The sequence below is a fragment of the Elioraea sp. Yellowstone genome (assembly GCF_006704265.1).
In the GTDB taxonomy this organism is placed as follows: Bacteria; Pseudomonadota; Alphaproteobacteria; order Acetobacterales; family Acetobacteraceae; genus Elioraea.
Genome location: NZ_VIKA01000015.1, coordinates 32,910 through 40,114 on the forward strand (window position 1 = coordinate 32,910; position 7,205 = coordinate 40,114).

The following is a 7,205-nucleotide window of genomic DNA, read 5'->3' on the forward strand; positions in this document are numbered from 1 at the left end:
GACGACCATGCGGTCTGCCAACGCCTATGATGTCGTCGTGGTCGGCGCGCGCTGCGCCGGTGCCGCGACGGCGATGCTGCTGGCCCGGCGCGGCCTGCGCGTTCTCGTGGTGGATCGCGGCCAGTACGGCACGGACACGCTCTCGACCCATGCCTTGATGCGCGGCGGCGTGCTGCAGCTCCACCGCTGGGGCGTGCTGCCGGCCGTGGTCGCGCGCGGTACGCCGCCGGTCCGCACCACCACCTTCCACTACGGGGCGGAGGCGATCGAGGTCGCCATCAAGCCGGGCAAGGGGATCGAGGCCCTCTATGCGCCGCGGCGGACGGTGCTCGATGCCGCGCTGGTCGATGCGGCGCGTGCGGCCGGCGCCGAGCTGCGCTACGGGCAGACGCTCGCCGATCTGCGCTACGACGGCGAGGGGCGGGTGGTCGGCGCCGTGACGCTCGACGCCGCCGGCCGGCTGCACGAGATCGCCGCCGATCTGGTCATCGGCGCCGACGGCATCGGCTCCGCGGTCGCGCGACTCGTGCGCGCCGAGGTCACGCACCAGGCGCGCCATGCCACCGCGACCGTGTTCGGCTACTTCGCCGACATCCCCGACACCGGCTACCATTGGCACTATGTGGAGAGGGCGAGCGTCGGCCGCATCCCCACGAATGACGGACGCACCTGCGTGTTCGTGTCGGTGCCGCCGTCCCGCTACCGCACCGATATCCTGAAGGACCGGACGGCCGGGTTCCATGCCGTGCTGCGCGAGGTCTCGCCCGCGCTCGCCGGCCAGGTGGCCGGATCCGTGACGGAGGGCGGGCTGCTCGCCTTCGCCGGGCGCCGCAGCTATTTGCGTCAGGCGCACGGCCCGGGCTGGGCGCTGGTCGGGGATGCGGGCTACTTCAAGGACCCGATCACGGCGCACGGGATCACCGACGCGCTGCGCGACGCGGAGCTGCTGGCGGAGGCGGCCGTTCGCGGCAGCGCTGCCGCCTTCGCCGAGTACCAAGCGACGCGCGATGCGCTCTCGCGCCCGCTGCTCGACGTCACCGACGCGATCGCGGCCTATGACTGGGACCTCGAGCAGGCGAAGACGTTGCACAAGGCGCTCAACCAGGCGATGAAGCGCGAGGTGGAGCATATCCTTGCGCTCGATGCGGACGCGACGCGGGAGGCGGCGTGATGTCGGATGCGTGGGCGAAGACGCTGAAGGGCAGGCCCGCGGTCGGCGCGGTGGCCGAGCGCAGCCGGCGCACCTCGATGCGCGACGTCGCGATGTTCTCGGCCATGACCGGCGACATGAACCCGCTGCACTACGATGCTGCGGCCGCCGAACGCTCGCCCTTCGGCGCGCTGATCGTGCAGGGCGGCGTCACCTCCGGCCTGCTCAACGCCGCGGTCGCCGAGGATCTGCCCGGGCCGGGCACGGTGTTCCTCGGCGTCGAGTGGCGCTTCGTGAAGGCGGTGCTGGTGGGCGAGGAGATCACCGCGCACGTCGAGGTCACCTCGGTGCGCGACGACAAGCCGATCTGCACGCTGGCCACCACCGTGCGCAACGCCAAGGGCGAGGCGTGCCTGACCGGCACCGCGACGACCTACACCGTGCCGCTGCGCTGATCGACCCCGCTCGACTTTCCGGCGCGCCTGGCTGAGGCTCAGGCCGGACCTGCATGCGGGAGGGAGCGGGATGCGCGAGAAAGTGATGATCACCTGCGCCGTGACGGGAGGGGCCGACACGGCACCCAAGTATCCGAACGTGCCGGTCACACCCGAACAGATCGCGCGCGCGGCGATCGACGCCTGCTCGGCCGGGGCGGCGATCGCCCACATCCACGTGCGCAATCCCGAGACCGGCAAGCCGTCCGGCGAACTCGCGCTCTATCGCGAGGTCGTCGAGCGCATCCGCGAGTCCGGCAGCAAGGTGGTGGTGAACCTGACCACCGGCTTCGGCGGCCGCTTCGTCCCAGGCTCGCCGGACCCGCGCGTGCCCGGCCCTGGCACGACGCTGCGTTCGCCCGAGGAACGGGTCGCGCACATCGTCGCGCTGAAGCCCGAGATCTGCACGCTTGACGTGGCGACCATGGCCTTCGGCGAGACCGCCTTCGTGAACCTGCCGGTGCATCTGCGCGTGATGGCGCAGGCGATCCGTGAGGCCGGCACCAGGCCCGAGCTCGAATGCTTCGATCTCGGCCATGTGCGGCTGGCGTTGCGGCTCGTGGAGGAGGGGCTGATCGAGCCGCCGCCGCTGTTCCAGCTCTGCCTCGGCATCGCCTGGGGCGCGCCTGCCACCACCGAGGCGATGGCGGCGATGGCCGCGATGCTGCCCAGGGACGCGCACTGGGCCGCGTTCGGCATCAGCCGGATGCAGATGCCGATGGTAGCGCAGGCGGTGCTCCTGGGTGGGCATGTGCGCGTCGGCATCGAGGACAATCTCTACATCGAGAGGGGCGTGCTGGCGCGCGACAACGCCCAGCTCGTCGAGCGCGCGGTGCAGATCATCCGCCTGATGGGCGCCGAGCCGATGACGCCGGACGAGGTGCGCGCGATGCTGGCGCTGCGCGGCGTGGGGTAGCGCGTCATACCAGCCCGCCGAAGGTTTGACTTCGGTGGGCTGGTACGGGGTCATGTTCGCGCGCGGCCGCCCCACCAGCCCCGCGCGCGATACCCTCCGCACAAAGGTCGAGCCTTTGTGCGGAGGGTATCAGACTTGGCTCAGTACGGCCGGGGCGAGGGCCGCGTCCCTGGCCAGCGGATGGGCCGGGTTGCGGTAGCGCAGCTCGCCGCCGCGCGCCGCGATCGGTTCCGGCTGGCCGAGCATCTCGAACCGACTCGCACAGGTGACCGCGACCACGTGCCTCGCCTCGGGCGCGGTGAGGAAGTTCCGTGTCGCGCCCTCGAGCTCGAGCCGTTCGCGCAAGCTTCGCCACTCGGTCGGGTCGGTGTCCTCGACGAACACCGCGAGGATGCCGGGCCGCGTGCCGGAGAGCCGCGCGGGCAGTTCGGCGAGGCGCCGTTGCAGCACGGCGGCGACCTCGTTGGGACGGCCGGCGCGCGCGGCCATCACGAACACGGAACTGTCCGCGGCTGCGACGGCGAAATGCGCCTCCTCGCCGAACTGGGCGCGCAGCCTTGCGGCGAGCGCGGCGTGGCCGGCCTCGGCCTGGGCGACCAGCAGCGGGTCGAGGCGCAGGACGGCGGTCTCGCTGTGGTCGGACTTGCGCTCCGCGGCGAGCAGCGCGGCGATGCGCGCCTGCACCGCGGCGAGGTTGCGCGTGCCGTCGAGCCCGTCCGGCAGGGTCATCTTCAGGATGTAGCGGCCGGGATGGGCGGCGAGCCAGGATTGCAGCTCCGGATTGATGCGATCGACCAGGGCGAACCAGTCGCCGCGATGCACCCAGCGGCCCTCGTCGGCGGAGACGACCGCGCAGACGATCTCGGCGGCGCGGCCCTCGCGCTCGATCAGGAGATCGTGGGGCGTCTCCTCCTCCAGGCCGGAGAAGTGGACCGCGAAGCCGCGTGCCCGGTTCAGCGCCGCCGTGCGCAGGAGATGGAAGAGCGGGACGAGGGTGCCCTCGCCCTCGAGCGCCGCGTCCAGACGGGCCATGAAGCGCGCACGGCCGGTTGCAGACAGGCCGGCATGCACCGCGACCGCGTCGGAGGCGAGGGTGACGACGGCGCGTTCCGCGACCGAGGGGCGCGCTGGGCCCGCCGCGGCCAGCCGATCGATCGCAAGTTCCAGCGCATGGCGGTCACGGGCGACCGTGCCGGCGATCCGGCGGGCGCGGATGCGGGCCTCGATCGCCGCGATGCGCCGACGCCAGCGCCTCGTTCCCGCCAGGCGGATGAACGCGCGCGCTGCCTCGCACACCGCCGATGCCGTCACGACACTGCGCTGCCCGGCCCAGGACATGGCCTGCCGACTCCCTCCGTCAACCGTTTGCCCGACTGTGCCGTCGCGATGCGCGCGTCACACAGTGACAAGACCGTGACGGCATCCCGCCTCGCATCCTGCAACGCAGACTGCGCAGCCCCGCTCAGGGACGGGGCAGGATCGGCGCGTCCGGCGCGTCCGGCGTCTGGGCGCGCCGGCGCAGCAGGTGATCGGCGAGCACGACGGCCATCATCGCCTCGCCCACCGGCACCGCACGGATGCCCACACAGGGGTCGTGCCGGCCGCGCGTCGCGACCTCGACCTCATTGCCGTGCAGATCGACCCCCGGCACCGGCGTCAGGATCGAGCTGGTGGGCTTGACCGCGAAGCGGACGACGATCGGCTGGCCGGTGGAGATCCCGCCCAGGATGCCGCCGGCATTGTTCGAGCCGAAGGCGACGCGCCGCGCGCCGTCCGGCCCGGGCTCCATGCGGAAGGGGTCCGCGTTCTCCTCGCCCGACAGCGCGGCGGCGGCGAAGCCCGCGCCGATCTCCACCCCCTTGACCGCGTTGATGCCCATCATCGCGGAGGCGAGTTCGGCATCGAGCTTGCCGTAGACGGGTTCGCCGAGGCCGGGCGGCACGCCCTCGGCCACCACCTCGATCACCGCGCCGACCGAGGAGCCGCGCTTGCGCACCTCCATCAGGTGCCCCTCCCAGGCCTGCGCGGCCTGGCGGTCGGGGCAGAAGAACGGGTTGTCGTCCACCGCCGACCAGTCCCAGTTGGCGCGGTCGATCCGCCACTTTCCCATCTGCACCAGTGCGCCGCGAATCGTCACGCCCTCGCCCAGGACCTTGCGCGCGATCGCGCCGGCGGCGACGCGCAGCGCGGTCTCGCGCGCCGAGGCCCGCCCGCCGCCGCGCCAGTCCCGGATGCCGTATTTCAGCCAGTAGGTGAGGTCGGCGTGGCCAGGGCGGAACCGGTCCTTGATCTCGCCGTAGTCCTTCGAGCGCTGGTCGAGGTTCTCGATCAGCAAGGCGATCGGGTGGCCGGTGGTCATCCCCTCGAAGGTGCCCGAGAGGATGCGGACCCGGTCGGGCTCCTGGCGCTGGGTGGTGAATTTCGACTGGCCCGGGCGGCGGCGATCGAGCCAGGGCTGGATGTCGGTCTCGGTCAACGGGATGCGCGGCGGCACCCCGTCCACGACGCAGCCGATCGCCGGGCCGTGGCTCTCGCCGAAGGTGGTGAAGCGGAACAGGCGGCCGAAGGTGTTGCTCACCGGGGCTTCAGACCGTGGTGATGTCCGGCGCGTCCGGGGCCTTCATGCCGACGATGTGGTAGCCGCAATCGACGTGGTGCACCTCGCCGGTCACGCCCGAGGAGAGGTCCGACAGCAGATAGACCCCGGCTCCGCCGACATCCTCGATCGTCACGTTGCGTCTCAATGGAGAGTTGTACTGGTTCCACTTCAGGATGTAGCGGAAGTCGCCGATCCCGGAAGCCGCCAGCGTCTTGATCGGTCCCGCCGAGATGGCGTTCACGCGGATCCCCTGTCCCCCCAGGTCCGCGGCAAGATAGCGGACCGAGGCCTCGAGCGCCGCCTTGGCGACACCCATGACGTTGTAGTGCGGCGTCACCCGCTCGGCGCCGAGATAGGTGAGGGTAAGCAGACTGCCGCCCGGCCTCATCAGCCGCACCGCGCGCCGGCAGATCGCCGTGAACGAATAGCAGGAGATGTCCAGGCTCCTGAGGAAGTTCTCGCGCGTGGTGTCGAGATAGCGCCCCTTCAGCTGTTCCTTGTCCGACCAGGCGATCGCGTGGACGACGAAGTCGAGGCTGCCCCATTGCGTCTCCAGTTCGGCGAAGACCGCGTCGATCGAGCCTTCCTCCGTGACGTCGCAGGGCAGCACGATGCTGCTGCCGACCGAGGCGGCGAGCGGCTCGACGCGCTTCAGCAGCGCCTCGCCCTGATACGAGAAGGCGAGTTCGGCGCCTTGCGCGGCGCACGCCGCGGCGATGCCCCAGGCGATCGAGCGGTCGTTCGCCACCCCCATCACCAGGCCCCGCCGGCCCCGCATCAAGGTCCCGGAAGGGGCCGTCACCCGGGCCGCCGCGGCATCATCCATCGCCATCCTGCCATCCTGCCTCGTCTGCCTTGGTGGCACGTGGCACGCGGACCGGGCAAGAGGGTCTGGACACGGGCCACCCCCCGCGCACATTCCGCTCGCAGGAAGCGGAGGACGGATGTGGCGGAGCCCGAGGACCCGATCGCGCGATTCGAGGCCTGGATGGCCGAGGCGGCGAAGACCGAACCGAACGACCCCAACGCGGTCTGCCTCGCCACCGCCACGCCCGACGGCCGGCCCTCGGCGCGGATGGTGCTGCTGAAGGGCGTCGATGCGCGCGGCTTCGTCTTCTACACCAACCTGGAAAGCCGCAAGGGCCGCGAACTGGCTGCCAATCCGCAGGCCGCGCTCTGTTTCCACTGGAAAAGCCAGGCCCGGTCGGTGCGGGTCGAGGGGCCGGTCGAACCGGTCGCGGACGAGGAGGCCGACGCGTACTACGCCTCGCGCCCGCGCGGCTCGCGGATCGGCGCCTGGGCCTCGAGGCAGTCGCGGCCGCTGGAGGGGCGCTGGGCGCTGGAGAAGGCGGTGGCGGAGTACACGCTGAAGTTCGGCCTCGGCGAGATCCCCCGACCCCCCTTCTGGTCGGGCTTCCGCCTGGTGCCGCACGCGATCGAGTTCTGGCGCGACATGCCGTTCCGCCTGCACGAGCGCGTGGTGTTCCGCCGCGACGACCCGGCCGCGCCCTGGCGCACCGAGTTCCTCTACCCGTGACGGGACCGGACGGCCAGGCGGAGATTGTCGCGTTCCTCGCCGGTCTCGCCGGCCGTCCGCCGGTGGAGACGCATATCAGCCGCGTCTTCGTCGGCCGCGACACGGTCTGGAAGCTGCGCAAGCCCGTGCGGCTGTCGTTCCTCGACTTCTCGACCGTCGCCGCGCGCGAGCGGTTCAGCCGCCGCGAGTTCGCGCTCAACGCGCCGCACGCGCCCGGCCTCTACCGCGACGTCGTGGCGGTGACGCGCGCGCCCGACGGCACGCTCGCCCTCGGGGGCGCGGGCGAGGTCGTCGACTGGGTGGTGCGGATGGCGCCGGTGCCGGCCGAGGATTTCCTCGACCGCGTGGCCGCGCGCGGCGGGCTGACGCCCACGCTGCTCGACGCGCTCGGCGATGCGGTCGCGGCCATGCACGCGGCCCTGCCCGTCGCGCCCGGCGTCGATGCGGCGGCGGCGATGGCGCGGGTGATCGCCGGCAATGCCCGTGCGGCGGCGGAGGCGGGGCTCGCC

The 7,205-nt window shown here is 72.1% G+C and carries 7 protein-coding genes and 1 pseudogene; 5 read left to right on the forward strand and 3 right to left on the reverse strand.

What is annotated here, in order from left to right:
• The first annotated feature begins 7 nt into the window (after positions 1 to 7).
• The 3 genes from FK498_RS04275 (at position 8) to FK498_RS04285 (ending at position 2,560) form a co-directional block, all read left to right on the forward strand.
• Positions 8 to 1,171, forward strand: a complete 1,164-nt coding sequence (locus FK498_RS04275; protein ID WP_141851883.1) for an NAD(P)/FAD-dependent oxidoreductase — start codon at positions 8 to 10, stop codon at positions 1,169 to 1,171.
• Complete coding sequence (locus tag FK498_RS04280) at positions 1,171 to 1,605, forward strand: MaoC family dehydratase (protein ID WP_141851884.1); 435 nt, start codon at positions 1,171 to 1,173, stop codon at positions 1,603 to 1,605. Before FK498_RS04275 ends, FK498_RS04280 begins: the two co-directional genes overlap by 1 nt.
• Positions 1,606 to 1,675: 70 nt before the next feature.
• Positions 1,676 to 2,560, forward strand: coding sequence for a 3-keto-5-aminohexanoate cleavage protein (locus FK498_RS04285; RefSeq protein ID WP_141851886.1), 885 nt, complete (start codon positions 1,676 to 1,678; stop codon positions 2,558 to 2,560).
• Between the two features lie 129 nt (positions 2,561 to 2,689).
• Here FK498_RS04285 and FK498_RS04290 read toward each other — a convergent pair whose 3' ends face one another.
• The 3 genes from FK498_RS04290 to fabI all read right to left on the reverse strand — a co-directional run bounded on the left by FK498_RS04290 (position 2,690) and on the right by fabI (position 5,991).
• Positions 2,690 to 3,898 carry a hypothetical protein gene (locus FK498_RS04290; protein ID WP_141851888.1) on the reverse strand — a complete coding sequence of 403 codons (1,209 nt, stop codon included), beginning with the start codon at positions 3,896 to 3,898 and terminating at the stop codon, positions 2,690 to 2,692.
• Positions 3,899 to 4,022: 124 nt separating this feature from the next.
• Positions 4,023 to 5,138 carry a chorismate synthase gene (gene aroC, locus FK498_RS04295; protein ID WP_141851890.1) on the reverse strand — a complete coding sequence of 372 codons (1,116 nt, stop codon included), beginning with the start codon at positions 5,136 to 5,138 and terminating at the stop codon, positions 4,023 to 4,025.
• 7 nt (positions 5,139 to 5,145) lie between these two features.
• On the reverse strand, positions 5,146 to 5,991 hold the full coding sequence (gene fabI / locus FK498_RS04300) for an enoyl-ACP reductase FabI (RefSeq protein ID WP_202614737.1): 846 nt from the start codon (positions 5,989 to 5,991) through the stop codon (positions 5,146 to 5,148).
• Positions 5,992 to 6,147: 156 nt separating this feature from the next.
• Between fabI and pdxH the strand changes: the two genes are divergently transcribed.
• A complete protein-coding gene (pdxH, locus tag FK498_RS04305) occupies positions 6,148 to 6,696 on the forward strand; it encodes a pyridoxamine 5'-phosphate oxidase (RefSeq protein ID WP_237560827.1) in 549 nt (182 codons plus the stop codon).
• Positions 6,693 to 7,205 (forward strand): annotated as a pseudogene (locus tag FK498_RS04310) (hypothetical protein); the annotation flags it as partial. The gene pdxH and the pseudogene FK498_RS04310, both read left to right, overlap by 4 nt.